Origin of the sequence: Vibrio sp. 1CM23M, from assembly GCF_023161755.1 — a bacterium.
GTDB classification, from domain to species: Bacteria; Pseudomonadota; Gammaproteobacteria; order Enterobacterales; family Vibrionaceae; genus Vibrio; species Vibrio coralliirubri.
The window spans coordinates 1,005,620-1,027,587 of the sequence record NZ_JALNTR010000002.1; the positions used below are offsets into that span (position 1 = coordinate 1,005,620).

The 21,968-nt window shown below is 45.0% G+C and carries 22 protein-coding genes; 10 read left to right on the forward strand and 12 right to left on the reverse strand.

Going from position 1 to position 21,968, the window contains the following annotated elements:
- Positions 1-69: 69 nt before the first annotated feature.
- Positions 70-669 (reverse strand): LysE family translocator, encoded by a 600-nt coding sequence (locus tag MSG35_RS09820; protein WP_017065259.1) that lies wholly within the window; start codon positions 667-669, stop codon positions 70-72.
- A 122-nt stretch (positions 670-791) separates the two neighbouring features.
- Between MSG35_RS09820 and MSG35_RS09825 the strand changes: the two genes are divergently transcribed.
- Positions 792-1,277: an Lrp/AsnC family transcriptional regulator gene (locus tag MSG35_RS09825; protein ID WP_248369094.1), complete on the forward strand. Its 486-nt coding sequence runs from the start codon at positions 792-794 to the stop codon at positions 1,275-1,277.
- Positions 1,278-1,395: 118 nt separating this feature from the next.
- On the opposite strand, the gene MSG35_RS09830 is transcribed toward MSG35_RS09825, so the two are convergent.
- Entirely contained in the window at positions 1,396-2,766 is a 1,371-nt protein-coding gene (locus MSG35_RS09830) for an L-serine ammonia-lyase (protein WP_248383802.1), read from the reverse strand.
- A gap of 26 nt (positions 2,767-2,792) precedes the next feature.
- Positions 2,793-4,334 carry a sodium/solute symporter gene (locus MSG35_RS09835; RefSeq protein WP_248383803.1) on the reverse strand — a complete coding sequence of 514 codons (1,542 nt, stop codon included), beginning with the start codon at positions 4,332-4,334 and terminating at the stop codon, positions 2,793-2,795.
- A gap of 348 nt (positions 4,335-4,682) precedes the next feature.
- On the opposite strand from MSG35_RS09835, the gene MSG35_RS09840 reads away from it, so the two are divergent.
- The 4 genes from MSG35_RS09840 (at position 4,683) to MSG35_RS09855 (ending at position 9,687) form a co-directional block, all read left to right on the forward strand.
- Positions 4,683-5,987: an MFS transporter gene (locus MSG35_RS09840; RefSeq protein ID WP_017104144.1), complete on the forward strand. Its 1,305-nt coding sequence runs from the start codon at positions 4,683-4,685 to the stop codon at positions 5,985-5,987.
- Positions 5,988-6,112: 125 nt separating this feature from the next.
- Positions 6,113-7,129 carry a nuclear transport factor 2 family protein gene (locus MSG35_RS09845; protein ID WP_017065254.1) on the forward strand — a complete coding sequence of 339 codons (1,017 nt, stop codon included), beginning with the start codon at positions 6,113-6,115 and terminating at the stop codon, positions 7,127-7,129.
- 248 nt (positions 7,130-7,377) lie between these two features.
- The gene (locus tag MSG35_RS09850; RefSeq protein ID WP_017065839.1) at positions 7,378-8,463 is read left to right on the forward strand and encodes a porin; all 1,086 of its coding nucleotides are present in this window, start codon (positions 7,378-7,380) and stop codon (positions 8,461-8,463) included.
- Between the two features lie 198 nt (positions 8,464-8,661).
- Positions 8,662-9,687 (forward strand): LacI family DNA-binding transcriptional regulator, encoded by a 1,026-nt coding sequence (locus MSG35_RS09855; protein ID WP_048609306.1) that lies wholly within the window; start codon positions 8,662-8,664, stop codon positions 9,685-9,687.
- 68 nt (positions 9,688-9,755) lie between these two features.
- Here MSG35_RS09855 and MSG35_RS09860 read toward each other — a convergent pair whose 3' ends face one another.
- Positions 9,756-11,258, reverse strand: a complete 1,503-nt coding sequence (locus MSG35_RS09860) for an arylsulfatase (protein WP_081228855.1) — start codon at positions 11,256-11,258, stop codon at positions 9,756-9,758.
- 9 nt (positions 11,259-11,267) lie between these two features.
- Positions 11,268-11,657 (reverse strand): DUF4345 domain-containing protein, encoded by a 390-nt coding sequence (locus MSG35_RS09865; protein ID WP_248383804.1) that lies wholly within the window; start codon positions 11,655-11,657, stop codon positions 11,268-11,270.
- Positions 11,658-11,796: 139 nt separating this feature from the next.
- On the opposite strand from MSG35_RS09865, the gene MSG35_RS09870 reads away from it, so the two are divergent.
- Positions 11,797-12,567 carry a DUF481 domain-containing protein gene (locus MSG35_RS09870; protein ID WP_248383805.1) on the forward strand — a complete coding sequence of 257 codons (771 nt, stop codon included), beginning with the start codon at positions 11,797-11,799 and terminating at the stop codon, positions 12,565-12,567.
- 364 nt (positions 12,568-12,931) lie between these two features.
- Positions 12,932-13,522 carry a hypothetical protein gene (locus MSG35_RS09875; RefSeq protein WP_248383806.1) on the forward strand — a complete coding sequence of 197 codons (591 nt, stop codon included), beginning with the start codon at positions 12,932-12,934 and terminating at the stop codon, positions 13,520-13,522.
- A 68-nt stretch (positions 13,523-13,590) separates the two neighbouring features.
- Here MSG35_RS09875 and MSG35_RS09880 read toward each other — a convergent pair whose 3' ends face one another.
- From MSG35_RS09880 to MSG35_RS09890, 3 genes are all read right to left on the reverse strand, one after another.
- Positions 13,591-13,992: a globin gene (locus MSG35_RS09880; RefSeq protein WP_248383807.1), complete on the reverse strand. Its 402-nt coding sequence runs from the start codon at positions 13,990-13,992 to the stop codon at positions 13,591-13,593.
- A 136-nt stretch (positions 13,993-14,128) separates the two neighbouring features.
- Positions 14,129-14,509 (reverse strand): VOC family protein, encoded by a 381-nt coding sequence (locus MSG35_RS09885; protein WP_248383808.1) that lies wholly within the window; start codon positions 14,507-14,509, stop codon positions 14,129-14,131.
- 76 nt (positions 14,510-14,585) lie between these two features.
- Complete coding sequence (locus MSG35_RS09890) at positions 14,586-15,470, reverse strand: LysR substrate-binding domain-containing protein (protein WP_248383809.1); 885 nt, start codon at positions 15,468-15,470, stop codon at positions 14,586-14,588.
- 104 nt (positions 15,471-15,574) lie between these two features.
- Here MSG35_RS09890 and MSG35_RS09895 point away from each other — a divergent pair, with 104 nt between their 5' ends.
- Together MSG35_RS09895 and MSG35_RS09900 are read left to right on the forward strand one after the other, a co-directional pair.
- Positions 15,575-16,903, forward strand: a complete 1,329-nt coding sequence (locus tag MSG35_RS09895; protein ID WP_248383810.1) for a 6-phospho-beta-glucosidase — start codon at positions 15,575-15,577, stop codon at positions 16,901-16,903.
- Positions 16,904-17,033: 130 nt separating this feature from the next.
- Entirely contained in the window at positions 17,034-17,798 is a 765-nt protein-coding gene (locus tag MSG35_RS09900; RefSeq protein WP_048609297.1) for a carbohydrate deacetylase, read from the forward strand.
- 17 nt (positions 17,799-17,815) lie between these two features.
- Here MSG35_RS09900 and soxR read toward each other — a convergent pair whose 3' ends face one another.
- Together soxR and MSG35_RS09910 are read right to left on the reverse strand one after the other, a co-directional pair.
- Positions 17,816-18,256: a redox-sensitive transcriptional activator SoxR gene (soxR, locus tag MSG35_RS09905; protein ID WP_017087167.1), complete on the reverse strand. Its 441-nt coding sequence runs from the start codon at positions 18,254-18,256 to the stop codon at positions 17,816-17,818.
- A gap of 152 nt (positions 18,257-18,408) precedes the next feature.
- Positions 18,409-19,368 carry a LysR family transcriptional regulator gene (locus tag MSG35_RS09910; protein ID WP_248337412.1) on the reverse strand — a complete coding sequence of 320 codons (960 nt, stop codon included), beginning with the start codon at positions 19,366-19,368 and terminating at the stop codon, positions 18,409-18,411.
- 130 nt (positions 19,369-19,498) lie between these two features.
- Here MSG35_RS09910 and MSG35_RS09915 point away from each other — a divergent pair, with 130 nt between their 5' ends.
- Positions 19,499-20,311, forward strand: coding sequence for an enoyl-CoA hydratase/isomerase family protein (locus MSG35_RS09915; RefSeq protein ID WP_081228861.1), 813 nt, complete (start codon positions 19,499-19,501; stop codon positions 20,309-20,311).
- A gap of 110 nt (positions 20,312-20,421) precedes the next feature.
- Here MSG35_RS09915 and MSG35_RS09920 read toward each other — a convergent pair whose 3' ends face one another.
- Together MSG35_RS09920 and MSG35_RS09925 are read right to left on the reverse strand one after the other, a co-directional pair.
- Positions 20,422-20,943 (reverse strand): NAD(P)H-dependent oxidoreductase, encoded by a 522-nt coding sequence (locus MSG35_RS09920; RefSeq protein WP_017071824.1) that lies wholly within the window; start codon positions 20,941-20,943, stop codon positions 20,422-20,424.
- Between the two features lie 19 nt (positions 20,944-20,962).
- On the reverse strand, positions 20,963-21,754 hold the full coding sequence (locus MSG35_RS09925; protein WP_052879805.1) for an arylamine N-acetyltransferase: 792 nt from the start codon (positions 21,752-21,754) through the stop codon (positions 20,963-20,965).
- Positions 21,755-21,968 lie beyond the last annotated feature (214 nt).

A 21,968-nucleotide genomic window follows, 5' to 3' on the forward strand; every position in this document is an offset into this window, starting at 1 on the left:
TGTTAACGACTTAGTCGACATTTAGACGCCACTCCTATGGATTTAGGAGTGGTTTTTTTTCTTTGAGATTTATGCAGGTTGATAAAGCATGAAGGCAACCACCATCGCTAAGCTTCCACCCAAGCAACGGTTCACAAACATCATCTGTTTTGGTGATTGCAGTAATTTTTTCAGCATGGTGCCGCAATACGCCCACACCAACATGCACGGCACACCGGTAATAACCATACCCGCTATAATGGTCACGACTTGAATCAAGTAATCTGCGTTCGGAGTAATGAACTGTGAAAACACGGTTAATGACGCTATCCAACCTTTAGGGTTTAACACCTGCACCAACACACCAGACATGAAACCTGAACGATTGTCGGTAGTGCTTTCTTCGATTTGCATATTCGCAATCGACCATGCCATGAACAGCAAGTAAGCCGCACCCGCGTATTTCAAAATGCTGTATAGCTCTGGATAAAGGGTAAATAGGCTCACCAAACCGACACTAGAACCTGCCAGTACGATGATGATGCCAACAGCGTTCCCAGAGATAAAAGGTAAAGTCGCAGCAAATCCATAACGACTTGAAATCCCAAGTAATGCGATATTGCCTGCCCCAGGGGTAATTGCAATTGATGTTGAAAATAGCAAGAACGCCAGCATTAATTGAGAGCTCATTTCCTCTCACTCCTAATAAGTAAAGTATTTATAGGGAGAGAGTTTACAGATTCGACTAGGAATTAAATTGCTATATAGGCTAATATTAATCCAAATTTGAGCAAGACTTTTCTAAAATAGCCATGAAACAGAAAGAATCCACCAAAGAAGTATTAGATGACACAGATATCGCCATCTTAGAGCATATCCAGAAAGACGGACGCATGAGCAACAGCAAGCTCGCAGAGAAGGTCAACCTCAGCGAAACCCCATGCTGGCGTCGTTGGAAACGCATGGAAGAAACTGGCTATATCGATGGTTACGCCGCTAAGCTGAATCGTAAGAAATTAGGCTTTCATGTGGCGGGTTTTACTCTTGTGACTTTAGGCAACCATGAAGTAGAAAACACAGAACCGTTCGAAGAGTTTGTCGCGGTAACCGATTGGATTCCAATGTGTCACTGCATTGCAGGCGGCGCCGATTACATGGTGCAAGTGTTGGCGAAAGATTTGGAAGAGTACTTTGAGCGTATTAGCTCGATCAGAAGAGTCAAAGGCGTGAGTGCGATTCAGTCGAACATCTCAGTAAAAGAGTTGAAAAACAGCTATCGATTGCCGCTTTCAGATTAGCTAACTGTCTCTCCCGAAAACACCTAAAACACATCAAACAAAAAGCCCAGCCGCGATAGATTTCTAAAGTCTAAAGCTCTGGGCTTAACGTTATTATTTACTGGGTTAACTGGCTTAGCTATTCACAAGGGTGAGCCAGATGGATCAAGGCTAAACCACCGAGTGATGTTTCACGATATTTCTTGTTCATATCTTTACCCGTTTGATACATGGTCGCAATGACCTTATCTAACGAGATCAAAGATTTACTATTACGCTTCAAAGCCATGCGTGATGCGTTGATGGCTTTCATCGCGCCCATCGCATTTCGCTCAATACACGGTACTTGAACCAAGCCGCCAATTGGGTCACAGGTCATACCCAACGAGTGTTCCATCGCGATTTCCGCCGCAATACAGATCTGTTCATTGCTGCCACCACGAAGTGCCGTTAAACCAGCCGCCGCCATAGAAGACGACACCCCTACTTCACCTTGGCACCCAACTTCCGCACCAGAAATTGAAGCGTTGGTTTTGTACAGAATACCAATCGCGCCCGATACCGCTAAGAAGTCTTTTAACTGCTTGGTATCCAACTCTTTAATGAAGCGATGGTAGTACATCAACACAGCAGGAATAACGCCCGCCGCACCATTAGTTGGTGATGTTACCACTTGGCCACCTGCGGCATTTTCTTCGCTAACCGCAAACGCAAACAAGTTAATCCAATCCATGATTTCCATTGGGTCGTTTTCAACCGCCGCATTCGCTTCTAACTTTTTCAGTAGGTTAGGCGCACGACGAGTTACGTTCAAACCACCATCAAGAATGCCTTCGGTTTCAAAGCCACGCTCCATACAACGACTCATCACTCGCCAGATTTGATCCGCTTTCTCTGAAATAATGTCAGTGCCTTCGAACTCCGCTTCATTTTTTAGAATCATACCACCGAGGCTCATCCCACTATTGTCAGCTTGTTGAAGCATTTCATCGGCGTTTTTGAACGGGAAAGGAACTACTACCGCTAGGGTTTGAGTACCATTTTGCAGTTCATCAGCAGTTGCGATAAAACCGCCGCCAATCGAATAATAAGTTTCATCGACAATCACGTTTCCACTCTGGTCGAACGCAGTAATCATCATGCCATTTTCATGCAGAGGCAGGTTGTCTTTGTGGAACACCATGTCGGTTTCGTAGTTGAAGGCAATATGCTTTGTGCCCGCTAAATCCATCTCACCACTGTCTACTGCATGACGCATTGCTTGGTTTGCGCTGGTGATTTTAATGGTGTCTGGCTTATTGCCAAGTAGCCCCAATATTGTAGCTCTGTCGGTGTGGTGACCTATGCCAGTCAATGACAAAGAACCGTATAAATCCACCTGAACACGCGTCACTTCAGCGATTTTATCAGCGATTAATTGTGTGAAATGGAAACCCGCAATCATTGGGCCGTTGGTGTGAGAGCTCGATGGCCCAACACCAATTTTGTAGATATCAAAGATCGATAACATAGATATACCAGTAAAAAATCGGTCAATTAAGAAAGAGCGGCATAAAGCCAATCAGGGATAACAGTACAAGCAGCAATCGTCACAACAGCGAACACCAACAAGCCATAATGACTCGCGGTAGGCTTTGCAAACAAATGCTTTTGCTTGGCTATAAATTCATTTTGTTGCTCGGTTACCTCTCCCCAGAAGCGGCTCACAACAACACCTAACACTAAGAAAACCACAGTGCCAATCAAGGCAAACCAAGGCCAAGCTATTCCGCTGTATTTGGCGATGAATACGACAGCCACACTGCCAATACTGCCCGCAATTACTCCTTTCTCGTTTGCTTGTTTGAAGAACAAACCCAAGATGAAAGAGCCAAGGCGAATACCGACAAAAATCGAGGTTAGGCTCGCAATGGTTTTAAGTACAGATTCATTAGAAACAGCCAGTAATGCAGGCACAACAACCGACGCTGCAGCAACCAGGCTCATTTTTCTAGCAACCGATTCATAGTGCGCGTCAGAGGCTTGCTTGCGGAAAAAGCGCTTATAGAAATCGAACGTTGCGACCGTCGCCATAGAGTTATAAGTGGAATCCAATGTCGACATGGCCGCTGCCGAAAGTGCTGAGATCACCAAACCAACAATGATTGGGTTGGTATGGTTAAACACAAAATCGAGAATCACTTCGTTGCTGTTATCAAAACTGCTGTCTTGATAAAAGACACTTAACAGCACCCCCATCACAGCAAAGAACAGATAAACAAAAAATGCGCCGTAGCCACAAAGCAGCATCGATTTTTGCGCTGTTTTAACGCACTTGGTCGCCAATGTTCTTTGAATAATCAGTTGGTTAGTGCCATAAACACTCAGGTGCAAAAAGCTCACAGCCACTACGCCGGCCCACAATGTGGTATCGACGCCTAAGTCAAAATCGAGATTGATGATATTCAAATGTTCAGGAGACAACATCTCGCCCGCATCGATTTTCATCAGCAATAAAACAAAGATCGCAATGCTGCCGATAATCAACACTGCTGACTGAAGCATGTCAGTCCAGATTACAGTCGAGATACCCCCCGCATAGGTATACAACGCAGTAAACACGCTGATATAGATGATCGCCTCAGAGATACTCACCGGCAGCACTTGCACTAAGATAAGAGCTACCGCATACAGAATAACCCCTGCCGAAATACACTGAACCACAATGAACACGATGGAATTGATCGTGCGAGCAACAACGCCAAAGCGGTGCTCTAGGTATTCGTAAATCGAGGTTAGGCCGAGCTTGTAAAACACCGGAACAAAGAAAAGCACAGTGAAAAAGATCACTATTGGATAGTTCAAATGTACGCTCATCGCTTCCATACCTGAGCTATAAACCCAGCCCGGCATGCCAACGAACGTCATTGCGCTGATGTAGGTTGCAAGAATCGACACACCTGCCGTAAACCAACCAAACTGTTTTCCACCAGTCGAAAAGTCGCCACCGACGCTATAGCGCCTATTAACTAAGTAGCTGATAAACAAAGTAGTTAGCACATAAAGAGCAATAACCACAAAACTTGAGTACGTAACCATTTTTAGATTCCGTTTATTGTATGTCGCAAATAATTCGCCGCCAATAGTACTCAAAAATGGATATTTTCCCTCAAAAACCCACAATAAGTGTGACTACTATCACTAAGATAGACGATTAAACACTCAAATCGCCCCACAAAGCACAAAAACTCAGTTAAATGAGATCAAGATCACTAAAATGCACAAAATGGGTACGCACTCATTTTAAAATTGACTTTGATCACGGATCTAATAACCACAAAAATTCTATTATCTCTCCCGAAATGAAGACGGTGTGATGAAGCTAAATAATCAACACACAATAATTAAAACCAAAACCACCCTATATAAAATAAAGGTTTATCGGTCATGACCATTAAAAAACACATGAGCGAAGTTCCTATGATTCAAAGGGTAGCCGCATATCTAGCAATTCTAGTAGGTTACTTTTTTTATTGTTATAACTTTGTAATTATTGACTACGTACGCCCATACATTGTGGAAGAATATGCTGGTATTAGCCTTTCTGATACCGCTCAGTTCTACACTTGGCAGTCTGTTGGTGCTCTGATTGGTGCACTGAGCTGTGCATGGTTCGCAACCAAGTTCGGCAAAAAGTCCACGCTAGTAGCAATTACGGCACTAAACGGTGGTGCAACCATCATCAACATGATGTTTACCGACTACGCCACTTGGGCCGCAATGCGTTTCATCATTGGCCTGTCTTTAGGTGGTTACTTCACTGTAGCTGTATCTTTGATGATTGGCCTATTTACACCAACGGTTCGCGGTAAGTTGACTGCTTTTGCTTCTTCAATGTTCTCTGTTGCTTTAGTGGCAATGGGCGCTTACGCAGCCTTCATTACAAGTGTTGATGCACCTTGGCAGAGCCTAATGTGGGTAGGTGGTATTCCACCGCTTGTAGCAGCAGCGTTAATGATCTTTGTATTACCAAGCGACAAAACAGTGATCGCCTACGGTGAAGAAGATCAACAAACAACAACCAATGCAGCTGGTGAAGTAACCGAAGCTAAAAAAGGTTCTTGGGGTGAGATGTTAAGCAAGCCTTACCGCAAAATTACGATTACTTGTTTACTTCTTTCTGGTCTTAACTTCTACGGATTCCAATTCTTCGGTGGCTTTGTAACTACCTACCTGAAAGATGTTCGTATGTTTGATGGTGCAACCATCGGTTTGATCTTCTCTATCTCAGCATTTGGTTCACTCTTCGGTGCTTGGTTCTGGGGATGGGCAGCAGATAAGTACGGTCGTAAGATCAACGCGTTCGGCTTCATCCTCGCAGGTATCATGGTTTCTATCTTCTTTGTCGCACCTGGCGACATGATGATTGGCGGCCTAAACATGCTGGCTCTTCTAGGTCTTATCTACAACTTCGGCCTGTCTGCTTCTGCAGTATGGGGCGGTTACTTCTCTGAATTGTTCCCTGCACGCTTGCGTAGCTATGGTGCAGCTCTGTTCCATGGCGGTCGTATTATCGGCATGTGGGCACCAATGGTTCTTATCTTCATCCAAGAGCGTACCGACCTACAAACAGCAATGTGGGGCTCACCAATCGTATGGATTATCGCCGGCCTACTATGGCTAACACTGCCTGAAACTCTTAAAGGTGGCGTCTTCGATAAGAGCAAAAAAGCTGAAGCAGCAAAAGCTTAATTCGACACTCATACGCTGAAGTTTAAATACGAAAAATTTAAAGCCGGCTGATAAGTCAGCCGGTAACAAAATCCAAATCGAGTCCTGTTCCGAATGTTGACTCGACAACACAAAGAGAAATTATTATGTCTAAATATCAAGAAGCTAAACGCATTGTTCGTGAATACTTCGATGCAATGGAAAACGCAACTCACGAGAACGTTGCTGAAGTTTTAAAAGCACATACTTCTGAAGATTACTTGTGGCGCGGTGTTTACCCATTCCGTGAGCAAGAAGGCGCACAAGCAGCTGCTGACGTATTCTGGGCGCCAATGATGAAGTCAATGACTCGCATGCAGCGTCGTCAAGACATCTTCATCGGTGGTAACAACGAAGTTAACCCAGATGAGATTTGGGTAATGAGCATGGGTCACTTCATGGGTCTATTCGACGCTGAATACCTAGGCATGCGTCCAACTGGCAAGATCATGAACGTTCGCTACGCAGAATTTAACTGTGTTGTTGATGGCAAAATCACTAAGACAGGCCTGTTCCTAGACCTACTAGGCATGATGGATCAAGCGGGTTGCTACCCACTTCCACCATCAACTGGTAAGCACTTCGTATACCCTGGCCCACGTAACCACGATGGTCTGCTATTCGAAGACGCGGCTCCAGAAGAAGGTGTTGCGACACTTGCTCTAGTAAACAAAATGGTTGATGACCTGTCTGCTCTTAACGACAGCGGCGCTATGGGTTGCCCACCAGAAGTACTAGCGAAGAGCTGGTCAAAAGACATGATTTGGTACGGCCCATGTGGTATCGGCGCGTCTTACACAATTCCTCGCTACCAGCAACAGCACCAACTTCCTTTCCGTAACAACCTGAAAGACAAGAAGTTCAACGGCCACGTTTGTCGTTTCGCTGAAGGTAACTTCTCTTGTTTCTTCGGTTGGCCAAACCTATCAAACACACCAACAGGTGGCTTCCTAGGTATGACTGGCGGTGAAGTACGTGCAAACATGCAAGTAGTTGACGTTTACTACCGTGACGGTGACAAACTGTCTGAGAACTGGGTTCTTATCGACCTTCCATACTGGCTACAGCAGCAAGGTCTAGATGTGTTCGAACGCACTTCAAGCATCATGAACCCAACGCTGTAATCGATACGCTTTAATCCAAAAGATTGAAACGAAATAGTGGCAACCTAAATAGACATCTGATTTAGGTTGCCACGCTTACTGGGGGACCCTTCTCGCTCCCAGTAAGTGCTCCAACCAATTCATTATTGCTCCACTAATAACTGAATCTACTAGTGCCTCATGGATGGGGTACACCCTGCCAAACCATTACCAATATAACGGGCTTGAAAGCACGGTGGCTTTCTACGGCCTGAATAAAGAGAATTACAATGAAAAAGTCGATTCTTTCAGCAGTGATCCTGACAGCACTTACCTCGGGTTCTGCTTTTGCTGCACACACTTTTACCAATGACGCGGGCGATAGCCTTACTTTAGACGGTCGTTTCGACGTTCGTTACCAAGATAAGGGCGGCGACCACAACGGTGAATGGAACAGCGGTAGCTCTCGTTTCGGCCTGAAAGGTCAAATGGGACTCGATAACGGCTGGACTGGCTTTGGCCATGCTGAATGGGGTTATAACTCAGGTGCTAACGGCGACAATATTTACGACCGACTTCTATACGCAGGCGTAGAGCACGACAAATACGGCAAGATCGCAGCAGGTACTAAGCAGTGGTCTACTTTTTATGACGTAGCATGGTACACCGACTTAGGTCGTGTCTTCGGTACTCGCGGCTCAGGTGTTTACAACCTTTCTGACTGGGGTATTGCATCTGGTACAGGTCGAGCAGAAAACTCCATAACTTACCGTAACTCAATCAACGACCAAGTAAGCTACGGCTTCACTTACCAAACGACACGTGAAGAAGTGGCACTAGCGAGTAATGCGACAGCTTCATTGAAAAACGGTATGGGCGCGTCAATCACTTACAAACCGGTTGATGGTGTAACACTTGGTGCAGCTTACCACCAAAATGAAATTGCAGACCTAGACTCAGGTGTGGTTGGCGTAGAAAATGGCGACAACATGCGCATCATGCTATTGGGTGCGAACTACAGCAACGGCGGCTTCTACGCAGGTGCCACTTTCCATGTTGGCGAAAACTGGGAAGCTGTAAGCCAAGGCGGTACGGATGTAATGTTCGATACCCTAGGTGGTGAAATCTACACTTACTACCACTTCGACAATGGCCTACGCCCTACGTTGAACTACAACTACATGGAAGATCGTGATGACCAAACAGATGGCTATGAGCGTAACCTGCTTATTCCTGGTGTTGAATACCACTTCCAGAAGAACAAATTCCTAGTTTGGACTGAATACCAATTCGACCTAGGTAAAGATCAGCTCGTTGGCAATAAATTCGAAAACAGAGACGACCAATTCGCTGCAGGTATTCGTTACTACTTCTAACGCCCAGTTAGTCGATTCATAAATTCTTTAAACAAAGCTCTGCTATTAACGCAGAGCTTTTTTGGGTCATACCCAGAATAATATTCAACACTCTCTATTAACCCTTATTTTTCATCCTATCATGGCATATTGTATTTTTGAGTACGTACCTAATTATGTTACTCTATGCACAATCAATTTGGTTCAAAAGTATGGTCTATGAGCTCTCCAAAACACTCCACGGCGTCAAAGCCAACCGTCACCTCTAAAGATGTCGCTAAACTTGCTGGCGTTTCTCAATCAACTGTATCTCGTGTATTTGTCCCGGGCAGTTCAGTGTCTGAAAAGACCAAGCAGAAAGTATTCGATGCAGCAAAATCGTTGAATTATCGTCCCAATGCCTTTGCCCGCAGTCTGACGACAAATGAGTCCAAATTGATTGGCTTAGTTTTCCCGGATGCCGACTACCCTATCCACATGAAAACTCTGCAGCTTATCTCTACTGAGCTACAAAAACAGGGTTACTCTGCGGTATTGATTCCTTGGCAAGTTGATGGAAACGACAACCACTCGATTCCTAATATCTTCCAATACCGAGTTGATGGCGTAATTGCTGCTTCCGCGACCTTTAATAAGTCGCTTTATGAAGAGTGTGAAGAGTTCGACATCCCTATCGTCCAGTTTGCACGTGTTGTTGAAGGGACGAAGAGTAGCCATGTGGTGAGTGACAACTACGCCGCTGGCCAAGTCGCCGCTCAGCATTTACATAGCGTAGGAACAAAGTCAGCGGTTTACCTGACAGGTAACGTACCAACCTACACCAACGGCGAGCGTGAATCGGGCTTTTGCTCAGAATTCGAAGATCTCACGGGCAAGCAAGCTCGTGTTATTGAAGCTGACTATGACTACCTTGATGCTCTAGATACCATTCGGACTCTGTTTTCAGAACCCACACATCCTCAAGCGATTTTCTGTGCGACAGATAACCTCGCGATGGCAGTAATGGATGTGGCGCGCTTAGAATTTAACCTGCGTATTCCAGAAGATCTTCAAGTGATTGGTTTTGATGATATCCCACAGACTCAATGGTTGAACTACCAACTCACTACCTTCAAGCAAGATTTCAGACGCCTTGCACGTGAATCAGTGAAAATTGTCGTTAGCCAGATTCAAGAGCAAGACACAAGCTTGGTTAAGCTGATGGTGCCAGTGAAGTTCATTGAACGAAACACGACGCTAAAATAGAACCAACGTTAAGACGCTTTCAAACAAAAATCCCGCTCAGTGTGAGCGGGATTTTTTATGATATCTAACTAGTTACCTACACCACCGGTCTTCTCTGCCGGAGATTCAGGCGTTACTGGAGGCCACTCTTGGAAGGTTGCTAGATGTTGTTGGACAGCAGCTTGTGCCGGGCCAAATGCCCACATTTTTTGTCCCATCCATTTTAGGTACATGCCCGACTCTTCCGCCGCTCGCTCGTATGGGTCACGACGTAAGTTAAAGAGTAACGGTGCATTTAGCTCCTCTTTCGGACCACTCCAGCCATGATTTTGGACCACAAAGTGCGCCTTCCAATCACCAACACGAACCGCTTGCAGCTTGTCTCGTTCGTAGTAGTAGATCTCTTTACGGTTTGACTCGCCTTTCTCAGTCAGCATATCCACTTGGTTGTAACCATCAAGGTGCGCTTTAAAGCCATCGTGACCTTTCAGCAGTTTTTCTTTTAGATCCGTTGGACCACCAGCCGCAGCGACCAGAGTGGGTAACCAGTCCATACCATCAAAGATGCCATTGCCTACAGTACCCGCAGGGATTTTACCCGGCCAGCTAACCAGAGCAGGGGCTCTTACGCCACCTTCCCAAGTTGTCCCTTTCTCACCGTGGTAAGGTGTCATACCGCCATCAGGCCAAGTCATGATCTCAGGGCCGTTATCGGCAGTGAAAATGATGATGGTGTTGTCGGCAATACCGAGTTCTTCCATCTTCGCCATCATCTCACCGACATGATCATCAAGATCTTTCATGACCACTTCTTGAAGCCCCCAACCGTTTTGGCCGAGCATCGCTTCGTATTCAGGTGAAAGGTGCGTCCAAACGTGACCGCGTGATGGACAGTACCAAGTGAAGAAGGGCTTATCCGCCTCAACCGCCCTTTCGATGAAGTTGATCGCGTGTTTATTTACTTCGTCATCGAGTGTACGCATACGCTCGATCGACAATGCACCATCGTCTTCGATCGTTTGACCACCTTTACCGTCTGATCTTGCGTAAATCACATTACGAGGCGCAAACGCATCCAAAGAGCCATCTTTTGGCCAATCAGGATCTTCTGTGTATTCCATTGCATTCAAGTGATACAACCAACCCCAATACTCATCAAAACCGTGCATTGTCGGTAAGAATTCATCTCTATCACCAAGGTGGTTTTTACCAAACTGCCCCGTGACATAACCCATGGTTTTAAGAATCTCGGGAAGCGTTGGCGTGTCGGCACTTAAACCAACTGGGCCACCCGGTAACCCAACTGAGTGCATGCCTGTTCGAACAGGAAGTTGACCAGTTAAGAATGCGGAACGCCCCGCCGTACAAGAGGGTTGTGCGTAATAATCAGTCAATAGCATGCCCTTTTCAGCAATACTATCGATGTTCGGTGTTTCGCTGCTCATCACACCATTGTGATAAGCACTCAGGTTTGAGATCCCAATATCATCCGTGAAGATAACAAAAATATTCGGTTGCTCTTGTGCTGACCATGCCGATAGCGAAAAGCTACTCAACACACTCATCACAACAAGGTGGAAAATCCTTTTCATAGAATGTCCTTATACTGTTTCAGATTGCTCTTTGTGAACCATTTTTATTCCTACCAAACCAAAGCCAAGCTCCAATAGTAGATAGACGACAAGTAGCCAGTGAGGCATGCCATCTATCAACAAGCTAATGACTCGGCCGGCAGCCAAACCCAACATGAAGACCACCAAACTGTAGAGTGCTGGTAGTCGGTATTTCTTTAGTAACGCCCCTGCTATCCAAAACAGAGCCAACGCTAAGTACAACCCCATCACGGCACGAAAGATATGAGTGACATTGATAGGGCTAGCATCAATTCCGAAAAGATAATCAAGGGAGACAACGGGGGCATAACCGTACGACAACGCAATCGGTGTTAAACCCAAAACAGCGACGATCAAAAAAACGCCTTGTGGCTTCATATCCTTACTCTTTTAATTTGGCTCTTTTCAAAAAACATAGTCTACAATCAGAAATATACAAGTTGCATATATGAAAAATGAATAGTTAAAACACACATTCACATTTGTGCTATTTCACATCGAAGATAAGGATATCAATATGGCTAAATGGCGTTACCTACTCGCATCAGCATTGGCTGCTAGTTCAACCGTAAATGCTCAGGAAGCAAGTGAACAAGCGGACACAAAAAAGTGGCAACATAGCTTCGAAATTTACGCGCTTGCACTCAATATCCGCGGAGACAGCACCATTGGTGGCTTGTCAGCAGATGTCGATGTTGATCCTGCATTCATCATGGATCATCTTGATATGACCGCAATGGTGCGTTTAGAGGGTATCTATGACAATCAGTGGGGCTATTACATTGACTACAGCTTCATGAAGTTAAGCGGAAAAACAAACTCAGTGTTAGGTAGCAACCTAGAGGTATTGAGGGGCAACCTTGATATCCGACAAGGTGTTTTAGATGTGAAGGGGTTTAAGCGCTACCAGTACGATTTTGGCACGATTGATTATCTGTTTGGGCTTCGTTGGTGGGATAACGACATTGATGCCAAGCTTTACACTTCAGTTGGCGACTTAAATAGAAGTAAATCATTAGATGAAGATTGGATAGATTACCAAATAGGTGTGAGATGGATAACGCAGATCAATAAGGATTGGAAGTTTCACGCAACTATTGATGCAGGGCTTGGTAGTGACACAAACTTTACCTCATCTCTGTTAACTGGCGTGCGATACCAGATAAACAGTTGGTCTGACTTAAATGTTGCCTACAAATCGACCTGGGTTGATTACGAAAACAAGGGTACCTTTGAATACGATACCGCATCGCAAGGGTTCCTGATTGGTTGGGCTGCTCACTTTTAATCCAATTATCGTAACGTGTTAGAAGCTAGGCCAACCCAACGTTGATTACTTGGATTTAATGTCTATTAAAACGTAATCCTCAAATGATTCTGATCTCTGGCGATAACCTCGTCGCCAGAGGTTTTTCTTCGTGAAACATACACCGCCCTTCCTCAAAGAAAACCCATAAAATCATCAAGTAACACCTGAACATCGTTCATTTAACCTATCTAAAAAATTGTAATTTTAGATCATGGAAATACAGGTTTATATCTTGAGATATTTAATCTTCATTTAATCGTTCCCGCCCCATTCGAACAGTGTTTTTTATTTTGAAAATATCGCTAGAATCCTCTCCCGAAATTTACAAACCAGAGTGAAAACAATGAAAAAATTAATCTTAACGGCTCTTACGATTGCCTCAGTTACCGGCATCGCATCAACTTCAGCTTTTGCATCAAATGAAATGTACGCATTGGGTGGTTTCGGGATGGATGATGGCGATGTCGGTGGCCAATTCACATTTGGTAGCCAAGTCATGCAAAGCAACTGGTACGTTGAATCAACGTTGCTTGTTATCAGCGTCGATGACAAATCTAGTTACTTTGATTACAGCCACAACGAGACAAAACACCGAAAAGAAGAGTTCGATACCTTAATGCTCTCGTTGACGCCAGTGTACAAACACAGTTTCAGTGAAAATTTTGCTATTTTGGGTAAGTTTGGCGCTTTCTATTCACACTCAGATACAAAGATGGTGATCAGCTCTAGCAACGAGACTAAAGTTGATAAAGGTTCGCATGGTGATCTTGGCTTAACTTACGGGATCGGCGCAGAGTACAAATCAGCAAAGCCGATATTTGGCAACTCTAAGCTACTGACTCGCGTAGGGTTTGATTGGTATGAATTCGGTGGTTCAAGTGGTTGGTATACCAAGGAGTCAGCTTTGGGTATTCAAACAGGCTTTACCTTCTAATCTAGTCACGGATAACACAAAAGTAAGCCACATATGATTCGTGGCTTACTTTGTAGACACATTTTGATTCAGATTACACACTCTTTCTTCATGATAGTTAAGCCAGCCTCGAGCGTTTCTGTCCATGCTTGTTCGACGCTTTCATCATAGTGTGGATCGTATTTTTTAACCGTATTGAGTAACGAATTGAACCACTCGTTGAGCTCAATCTCGGAAATATCCAGCCCTAAGTCTTTATGCCTTTTACCCAATTTCTTTACTGAGTTACGCACGCTTGATAGACCAGCAGAGTTATAGATAAGAATGATCGAGGCTTTAAGCATCTTGGTTTGCTGCTCTAATCCTATCTTTTCAAAACGTTCTGAAAATCTTGGATTATGCTCGCAAAAATCCGCCAAAAACGTTTCGAGAAATTCTTGGTCAATCCGGCAGCGCTCAAAACTTTCATAAAACAGTTCGTTCGGTTTCATCTAGCCAGTCCTTTGCAAAATTTTGAGTTATCGGGAAGCTAACAAGTTCAGAGCCGCGACTTCGCCAACTCCGAACCATCAATATGATCTAAGTATACGCCACTGTGGCATAAAATGAACGATGGCATAACGTCAACTATGGCATAAAGTGAGTTGCACAGATCTTGTTTCCATCAGGATCTCGCAAATAAGCCATGTACAAGCGACGCTCATCAGAACCTCTCGCTCCAGGGCCATTTTCAATGCTGGTACCGCCATTTTCGACGCCAACTCGATGCCATTCATCTACAACTTCAGGAGAAGGCGCAAGAAAACCCACCGTCATGCCGTTGCCGTGAGTCGCAGGCTGACCATCAATCGGCTTCGTTAAGCCCAACACACCTGTTTGACTAACGTAAACACAGCGCCCTTTAGGATCAACAGAGCCTTCGGTATAACCAAGCACTTTCATGATTGGGTCATAAAAAGCCTTCGCACGTTCAATATCTTCGGTACCGAGAAAAACATGGCTGAACATAACTAACCTCTTCTTCTATTGAAAGAACCACCTAAACTAGACCTATAATTCGTGTTTGTCTAGGCACGCTATTCGGTCACAACTGTTGCTTAACCCATTGAGCAAACACCTGAAACTTAGTTCGCTGCTCCATGCCTCTCGGGCACACTAAATCATACCCTTTGCCCGACTCAATGCTCATAAGAGGCGCGACCAATAAGCCTTGTTCAATCTGCGGTGTCATAAACTCTAACCGCCCTAGTGCCAGCCCCATCGATAATATCGCCGCATCCATCGCCAAGCGGTTATCGCTGTAATAGTCACACTGAAGTGCGCAGTTGGTATCACTTTGAGCTTCATACAACCAACGCTGCCACGCAGTGATATCGCCACTGTGAATGAAACGAACGTCATCTAAGTGGTGTATGCCTTGGTCTAGTTTGAAGCGTTTCGCGTATTCAGGGCTACACACAGGAGTTCTTACTCCACTGAATAATCGCTCGCTGTAATGGTTGGGGTAATGGCCTTCGCTATAGAAAATTGCCACGTCATAAGGTTCAAACTGGAAGTCTGACTGGCTCTGTTTGGTTTGCAGTTTGATGCTTAGATTCGGATACAAGCGTCTGAATTCCGGCAAGCGCGGCATTAACCATGATGAAGCGAAATAAGGCGATGTCGCGATATACAACTCCCCACTTAGCTCACCCGTTTGAATATCCATGAGTTCGGAAAAGATAGACTCAAACGAGACGTTCAACATGGATAACACACGCTGACCTTCTGGCGTCAGTTCGAGCTTTCTTGTCTTGCGCACAAACAGGTTGAACTTCAATTGTTGTTCGAGTTTTTTGATGCGATGGCTGACCCCTCCCTGAGTTAAGAAGAGCTCGTCGGCGGCAAGCGTAAAGCTTAAATGTTTAGCCGCAACACTAAAGGTGTGCAGCAGTGACAGCGTTTGTTGGCGATTTTCGAATAGCCCCATGCATTAACCTCATTAATTCATAAGTCGTCATAACTGGTTTGTCGGTGTATGTAACCATCATATAAATTAAACTAAGTAATCTACAACATTAAATGGTGAACAGCATGCAACAGAATCAAAAACTCAAAGTAGCCGTGATTGGTGGTGGCTCAAGTTACACCCCAGAGCTCGTTGAAGGACTGCTCAAGCGCCATCACGAATTACCTATCTCTGATCTGTGGTTAGTCGATATCGAAGAAGGCATGGAAAAAGCAGAGATAATCGCGGCGCTCACCAAGCGAATGATAAACAAAGCAGGCTGTGAGATTAATGTTCACCTCACCACGGATCGAAAAGCAGCTCTGAAAGATGCGGATTTTGTCTGCTCACAATTTCGGGTAGGAAGAATGGAAGCAAGATTACGCGACGAAAAGATTGCTCTGAAATATCGCATGATCGGCCAAGAGACCAATGGCTTGGGTGGCTTCTCTAATGCTTGCCGAACCATTCCGATCGCGCTCGAGATAGCGAAAGAGATGGAAGAACTGTGTCCGAATGCGTGGTTACTCAACTTCACCAACCCATCAGGCATGGTAACGGAAGCACTGATTAAGCACTCAACCATTAAAAACGTTGGTCTATGTAACGTTCCCGTCAACATGGAGCTAGGCGCGGCGAAAATGCTCGGTGCAGAGCGTAAAGATATCACGATGCAAATTGCAGGATTAAATCACCTAGTGTGGGCTCGTAAGGTGCTTCATAAAGGTGAAGACAAGTTAGGAGAACTCATCGAACAACTCCTTGGTGGTAACGACCAAATGATGCCAAAGAACATCCCTCCCTTTGAATGGGACGCTGAATTGATTCGCTCTCTGAACATCGTTCCTTGTGCTTACCTACGCTACTACTACCAATCCAGAGACATCTTAGACAAAGAGTTTACTGCGTCTGAAAACAGCACCAATCGCGCAGACTTAGTTGCCAAGGTTGAACAACAGTTATTGGAGATCTACAAAGATCCCATGCTCGATACCAAGCCTAAATTGTTAGAAGAACGTGGCGGAGCTTATTACTCTGAAGCGGCCTGTGAGCTGATGAGCAGTATTCACAACAACAAACGTTCTATCATGCACGTCAACACTCGCAACAATGGTGCGATTCAAGGGTTACCCGATGACTGCGCGGTAGAAGTAAGTTCGGTAATCACCAGCAGTGCGATCCTGCCACTGAACGTTGAACCTTTTGAAAGCGACACGCTGCGCTTGATTCAGCAGATGAAAGAGTTTGAAACTCTGACCGTTAAAGCGGCGATGACGGGTGACATCGCAACAGCAAAACGGGCTCTGATCTTAAACCCTATCGTCGATAGTGGTTCGCACATCGACGAGGCTTTGCAAGAAACCATTCGCGAGAACTTAGACTTCATGCCTGCGTTTGCTCATCGACTCGCTTAATGTGGCCTTTGTTAGCAACTAATAAGCTCGGTTATAACAGCTAATAAGCTCCGTAATAACAGCAAATGAGCTCAGTGACAGCAGAGCTCATTCAAGATATTGAATCCAAATCTTTTAATAAGAGGTCATGATGAAATTGATACTCAACGCCGATGATTTCGGCCTCACTGAAAGCGTGAACCACGGCATCGTCGACTGTTTCAAGGCGGGTCTGGTTAAGTCGACCACCATCATGATGAATCAACCGGGTACACAGCACGCGATTGAGCTCTATCATCAAGGTTTAGTCTCTGAAGTTGGCTTGCACTTTACGGTCACCGCAGGCAAACCACTGACGCCACCAGAGTTAGTGCCGAGCTTAGTGGACGAACACGGTCACTTCTTTAGCAACATCACCCTGTTCGATAAATCAGATGTGAATGAAGATGAGGTGATGCTCGAACTCAACGCGCAATATCAAGCCGCTGTCGATGCCGGTTTAAAGATTAACCATATCGACAGCCATCACTTTGGTGGTGTGTTTAAACCTCTAAAAGCAGCGTTTACCCGCACAGTGAATCGCATTGGTCTTCCAGTTAGACGAATTGATAACATCCTAAGTGGCCAAGATGAACTTCAAGTGCCAACACCAGACGCTTTCGATATGCGTTTCTTTGACGAAGGCGTATCACTGAATGGCCTGCAAGATTTATTGCTGAGCTACCAAGCTATGATGCCTAACGGTGTACTGGAGTTAATGTGCCACCCTTCATCAGTGGCAAATGAACAGCTTAAGTCCCTATCAAGCTACAGTGATAAACGCGTCGAAGAGCATCAACTTCTCACTAGCCCAGAGCTAAAACAGTGGCTAGCTGACCATCAGATTGATTGCATTGGATTCAACGATCTCAGATAAGATACATTAATTCAGGGCTACTCAACGATCCGTTGTGCGCCCTGCCCTTGGTCATGCAGAATATCTTCAGGGTTCAACAAGTGGCATTTCTGCATACTCAAACACCCGCAACCGATACAGCCTGTTAAGTTTTCTTGTAGCGATTTAATCTGCGCCATTTTGCTATCGAGTTGGCCCTGCCACTTCTTAGCAACGCGCTCCCAGTCTCGCTTAGTCGCGGTATGGTTCATCGGCAGTGTCGATAACTCTTCGGTGATCTCTTCCAGCGTGAAGCCTATCGACTGCGCGACTTGGATCAACGCAATTCGTCTCAACATCGCCGACTGATAACGGCGCTGATTTCCGTTAGTACGAATCGAAGCAATCAACCCCTTGGTTTCGTAAAAACGTAACGCCGAAGGAGCCACGCCACTGCGCTCTGCCAACTGGCCTATGCTGAGGTATACGATGTTTCTCATGATCTTTCACTTCCTGTTTGAATAGCCGTTTCATCCTGATAATGACCAGTATAATAGAGTTCACTTTAACTTGACGTTTTGGTTCAAATTTAGGTTTGGACTAGGTTACAAAATACGCCGAACAAAGAAACCTAACGTATTGATTCTCTGAGCTATGATTTTGTTCGCTGATTACCATACATGTTGTCAAACCCGGGAATGCCTTGCTCCCACACAGGCTTATCTTCACCAACAATGGTTTTCAATGTATCAATGAAGAGCTTGGTTTTTATGGGTGCATCTCGATGTGGGTACACCGCATAGAAAGTGCCAAAGTCATCCAAGTTTAAGTGAGTCATTATAGGCACCAACTCTCCACTGAGCACTTCATCTTCAATCATCTGCGCCGTGACGACCGCCAGAGTACTGCCGGTTAACGCACTCTTGGAAATCATCTCAACGTCATTCACTTTATAAGCGGCATTAAGCTGGAAATGCTGCGCTTGCCCCTCTTGATCGACATAAGAAAACTTATCGATCAACAACCCCGGAGCGGCATAGATAGTCGCAGGTAATGACTCGAGTTTTCCGATGGAGTTGATCTCGCCATGCTGAGCAATGAACTCAGGTGAAGCAACAATCAACAATCGACTTCTGGCTATCTTACGGCTGATTAGGCTAGAGTTTTTGGGCTTACCTATACGGAAACCAATATCAAACCCTTCTTTAACCATATCGACGATTCGGTCTTCGAGTCTCAATTCAAACTCAACATCTGGATACTGCTTCTGGAAAACCGCAATCGCCTGCTGAACATATTGTCGACCAAACATAGTAGAGCTGGTGATTCTTAATAATCCTCGAGGCTCTGCATGATAATTTTGCGCCAAGCGTCGAGTATCGTTCAACAGTGCACGAAGCTGATGCGCTTGATTGACCATCTCATTGCCTGCAGCTGTCAGAGATAACGAACGAGTGGTGCGATTGAGTAATCGAACATCCAGCTCTTCTTCAAGACGGCTGATCTGTTTAGAGATAACGGAACGGTCGACGTTTCTTTGCTCCGCCACTTTGACAAACGAACCCAGCTCAACCACTTCAAGTAACAATAATAAACGACTCGATATATCCATAATGCCCTTTGTTGCATTTAAAGCACCAATTAAGTGCCAATATGACTATTTTTCTCATCTTATTACAAATCTATAGTAGCTGCACATAACGGAGACAACATTCAGTCCCGACCTAATAGAGGAACACCCCATGACACTACTATCTGTGACTAATCAAAATGGCATCGCAACGGTATCAATCAACAACCCACCAGTGAACGTGCTGACTTTCGACTTGATCAACGAGATCAATGCCTTTGTACTTTCATTGAAAGATGATCGTGAGACTAAGGTTGTGGTCTTTAAATCATTACATGAGAGCTTCTTTCTGGCTCACCTAGATCTCAATGTGATCAACGGTACACAAGGTGGACAAGCCGGTTCGATTGAATTCAATCACATGATTGAGAACATTAAAGCGATGAAACAAGTCTCTGTCGCGGTAGTTGATGGCGTAGCTCGTGGGGGCGGTAATGAATTTGTGATGGCGTGTGATCTTGCTTATGGCACTGAAAACTCGGCGTTCGCACAACCAGAAATTCATGTAAACATCCCAACGGGTGGCCAAGGCGCAGTGCAATTTGCAAGACGCATGGGCAAAAACAAAGCGCTGCAAGCTTTGCTGCTTGGCAACGATTTTACGGCTCAGCAAGCAGAAGACCGTAACATCATTACGCAGTTCGTACCGAAGGCTGAGCTAGAGGATTTCTTAGCAGCGACACTCGGTGTGATCAGTCAATTAGAAGTACGTGATATCGTGATGTACAAAGAGATCATCGCAGCCTCAATCAAAGATGAGCAAGCGGGCGCTGAGCTAGAACTGCGTTACTTCTTAGAGCGCGCAAAAGAGCAAAAAACCGCAGCAATTATCGGTGCGTTTCTAAAACATGGCGGACAAACTGAGCGTGAAGCGAAAGACATTCAAGGTATCTTCGTTGACACCGCAGCAGAGTTATCACAATAGACAATCACGCAATTAAATGGCCATCGCTTGATGGCCATTTATGTATCTAACTATTTATTTATCTATTTATCTGCGCACCGATGTTGTAATTATCTCACTCACTAAAGCAGCTAAATCTGACTCATGATCGATTTCAGGCTCTCGGCCATTTCAGCATTGATGATCTCACCCGTTTCTACATTAAAGTTGTCATAGAAACTTGGCACCGACATCGACCCCTTCACATCAGCATCGAAGTAAGGTGCCGAATTTACCGCAGACGACAACACAGAGCTTGCGCCGCCTGGGCCTGGTGATGTGGAGAGCATCACAACAGGTTTGCCTTGATACACTTTCATGTCGATTCGTGATGTCCAATCAAACACATTCTTAAAGGCTGCGGTGTATGAACCGTTGTACTCTGCAAAAGAGATGACAACAGCATCTGCTTCGCCAATCTTGCTGAAAAAGCGCTGCGCGTGTTGATGAACGCCGGACTCTTTTTCTCTGTCTTCACTGTAAATGGGCATCTCGAAATCATTAAGATCGAGCACCTCTACTTGCGCGCCCTCAACTAAGCTTGCGGTGTACGCTGCCAATTGTTGGTTAATCGATGCTTTACTGTTGGTAGCGCCAATCGCTAATACTTTCATTGTTGATCCTCGAATTTGGTTAGAAACATTTCTCTAAAGTTTGAAAAGGCACATTTGGCGCTAAACCAAAGTACGTTTGTAATGCAGCAAGGTACGCTGGCTCGTCTTCAAGTAACCACTCTTCTGTTGAGCCATTTTTGCTAATTTTAATTTTCTGGTTAAGCAGCGTGACAATCCCACCTTCGATCGGCAGTGCCGCAATACAGTTTGATGTAAAAATGGATTTCGGACTGTTTGAAGTGAAGAAGTTGCTCGACTCTAGGTCGTTGGCACCCACATACGTCATGTCTAGGCTGTAGACGTTCATCCACTCATCACCCTGCTTTATCTGCAGTAAGAAGCCATATCGTTCGTCTTCGATAAAACGAAAAGTTTGTAAGTCATTAGACTGCTCAATATTGGTTTCAATCAGCAATGGAGCACGAGGGGTAAAGGTGCCAAAGCCCGCATCCACCAGCCACTGTTTGCCTTCAATCGTCACCAATGTCACTCGATGGCTACGCCCTGTAGGCTCTCCTGCTAGGTGTACTCGACCAAGCAAGGCTCTCGCTTCAAAGCCCATATGAGTTAACACATTCAGCAACAACCCATTAAGTTCTTGGCAATAACCACCTCGCTGATTAACCACCAGCTTTTCATGCAATGCCTCTTGAGACAGTTGAATAGGCAGCCCCTGAACCACATCAAAATTCTCGAACGGAATGGTTCGGTGTTGATGCCTATGGATCGCTGTTAGGTTTTCGATCGTGATGTCATTGGGTTGAGATAAGCCGATTCTCGAAAAGTATTCAGTTAATTGATTCTGTTCCATGTCCTAGCCCTTGATGCATTGTTCTCGCCTTATTGCTTCTTTCTTTCGTTTCTTTAGAGCTAACTTCTAAATGTTCAGTTTTTACGCATGTCGCTTTTAAACATGTAGCTCTTAAAGTGATAAGACGATGAGTTGTGTTTTTAGATTGGGGATGATGATAAAACCTCAAGTTAACTTGAGGTAAAGCGATATTTTCAAAAAATAGGAAATAATT

Excerpts from the sequence above, each read along its gene's own strand:
- MSG35_RS09925 (WP_052879805.1), bottom strand. The coding sequence starts at position 21,754 with ATGGAACAGAATCAATTAACTGAATACTTTTCGAGAATCGGCTTATCT.
- MSG35_RS09880 (WP_248383807.1), bottom strand. The coding sequence starts at position 13,992 with ATGAAACCGAACGAACTGTTTTATGAAAGTTTTGAGCGCTGCCGGATT.
- MSG35_RS09835 (WP_248383803.1), bottom strand. The coding sequence starts at position 4,334 with ATGGTTACGTACTCAAGTTTTGTGGTTATTGCTCTTTATGTGCTAACT.
- MSG35_RS09845 (WP_017065254.1), top strand. The coding sequence starts at position 6,113 with ATGTCTAAATATCAAGAAGCTAAACGCATTGTTCGTGAATACTTCGAT.
- MSG35_RS09825 (WP_248369094.1), top strand. The coding sequence starts at position 792 with ATGAAACAGAAAGAATCCACCAAAGAAGTATTAGATGACACAGATATC.
- MSG35_RS09865 (WP_248383804.1), bottom strand. The coding sequence starts at position 11,657 with ATGAAGCCACAAGGCGTTTTTTTGATCGTCGCTGTTTTGGGTTTAACA.
- MSG35_RS09870 (WP_248383805.1), top strand. The coding sequence starts at position 11,797 with ATGGCTAAATGGCGTTACCTACTCGCATCAGCATTGGCTGCTAGTTCA.
- soxR (WP_017087167.1), bottom strand. The coding sequence starts at position 18,256 with ATGAGAAACATCGTATACCTCAGCATAGGCCAGTTGGCAGAGCGCAGT.
- MSG35_RS09890 (WP_248383809.1), bottom strand. The coding sequence starts at position 15,470 with ATGGGGCTATTCGAAAATCGCCAACAAACGCTGTCACTGCTGCACACC.
- MSG35_RS09915 (WP_081228861.1), top strand. The coding sequence starts at position 19,499 with ATGACACTACTATCTGTGACTAATCAAAATGGCATCGCAACGGTATCA.
- MSG35_RS09885 (WP_248383808.1), bottom strand. The coding sequence starts at position 14,509 with ATGTTCAGCCATGTTTTTCTCGGTACCGAAGATATTGAACGTGCGAAG.
- MSG35_RS09895 (WP_248383810.1), top strand. The coding sequence starts at position 15,575 with ATGCAACAGAATCAAAAACTCAAAGTAGCCGTGATTGGTGGTGGCTCA.
- MSG35_RS09820 (WP_017065259.1), bottom strand. The coding sequence starts at position 669 with ATGAGCTCTCAATTAATGCTGGCGTTCTTGCTATTTTCAACATCAATT.
- MSG35_RS09920 (WP_017071824.1), bottom strand. The coding sequence starts at position 20,943 with ATGAAAGTATTAGCGATTGGCGCTACCAACAGTAAAGCATCGATTAAC.
- MSG35_RS09840 (WP_017104144.1), top strand. The coding sequence starts at position 4,683 with ATGACCATTAAAAAACACATGAGCGAAGTTCCTATGATTCAAAGGGTA.
- MSG35_RS09900 (WP_048609297.1), top strand. The coding sequence starts at position 17,034 with ATGAAATTGATACTCAACGCCGATGATTTCGGCCTCACTGAAAGCGTG.
- MSG35_RS09830 (WP_248383802.1), bottom strand. The coding sequence starts at position 2,766 with ATGTTATCGATCTTTGATATCTACAAAATTGGTGTTGGGCCATCGAGC.
- MSG35_RS09855 (WP_048609306.1), top strand. The coding sequence starts at position 8,662 with ATGAGCTCTCCAAAACACTCCACGGCGTCAAAGCCAACCGTCACCTCT.
- MSG35_RS09860 (WP_081228855.1), bottom strand. The coding sequence starts at position 11,258 with ATGAAAAGGATTTTCCACCTTGTTGTGATGAGTGTGTTGAGTAGCTTT.
- MSG35_RS09850 (WP_017065839.1), top strand. The coding sequence starts at position 7,378 with ATGAAAAAGTCGATTCTTTCAGCAGTGATCCTGACAGCACTTACCTCG.
- MSG35_RS09875 (WP_248383806.1), top strand. The coding sequence starts at position 12,932 with ATGAAAAAATTAATCTTAACGGCTCTTACGATTGCCTCAGTTACCGGC.
- MSG35_RS09910 (WP_248337412.1), bottom strand. The coding sequence starts at position 19,368 with ATGGATATATCGAGTCGTTTATTATTGTTACTTGAAGTGGTTGAGCTG.